This is a genomic window from Agrobacterium sp. ES01 (genome assembly GCF_050320885.1).
In the GTDB taxonomy this organism is placed as follows: domain Bacteria; phylum Pseudomonadota; class Alphaproteobacteria; order Rhizobiales; family Rhizobiaceae; genus Allorhizobium.
On the sequence record NZ_JBNQTH010000020.1, the window covers coordinates 1 to 805 of the forward strand.

The window sequence follows — 805 nt, forward strand, 5'->3', positions numbered from 1 at the left end:
AACGGCGGGCGTGTAAAGCCATCGGCTTCTGCCGAATGACGATCCGTTATGAGACCAGACGCAACGATGATCATGGCCTCCGCGAGCGCATGAAGGCGTTGGCGCATGAACGCCGCCGTTTTGGCTATCGACGCATTCATGTGCTGCTCAGACGCGAGGGACACGTTGTGAACCACAAGAAGCTCTTCCGGCTCTATCGGGAGGAGAAGCTGACCGTGCGCAAGCGCGGCGGCCGGAAGCGAGCCTTGGGTACCCGAGCGCCGATGCTGATCCCGATGGCTGCCAACGATCGCTGGTCCCTGGACTTCGTCTCGGATCAACTCACCGACGGCCGCAGGTTCCGGATTCTAACTGTCGTGGACGATTGCACCAGAGAATGCCTGGCTCTCCTCGCCGATACTTCGCTCTCCGGTCTACGGGTCGCCCGTGAGCTGGATAGGATCATAGAAGAACGGGGCAAGCCCAGGATGATCGTCAGCGACAACGGTAGCGAGTTCACCAGCAACGCCATCCTGCAATGGACGGACCGAAGCAACGTGGATTGGCATTACATTGCCCCAGGCAAGCCGATCCAGAACGCATTCATCGAAAGCTTCAATGGTCGACTGCGCGACGAGCTATTGAACGAGACGCTCTTCTCATCGCTGCCTCAAGCGCGATCAGCCCTTTCAGACTGGCGTATGGATTACAACGACCATCGACCGCATTCCGGCCTCGGCTGGCTGACGCCTGCCGAGTTCGCCCAGACCATCAACCCGAGACGTGATGCAGTGCTACGCAGCCGGAATGGCTCCGCACCGCAACC

1 protein-coding gene is annotated in these 805 nt (G+C 59.8%); it reads left to right on the forward strand.

Going from position 1 to position 805, the window contains the following annotated elements; genetic code table 11:
• On the forward strand, nucleotides 1-805 hold an 805-nt coding region (locus ACQQ2Q_RS22540), incomplete at both ends, for an IS3 family transposase (protein ID WP_428189338.1).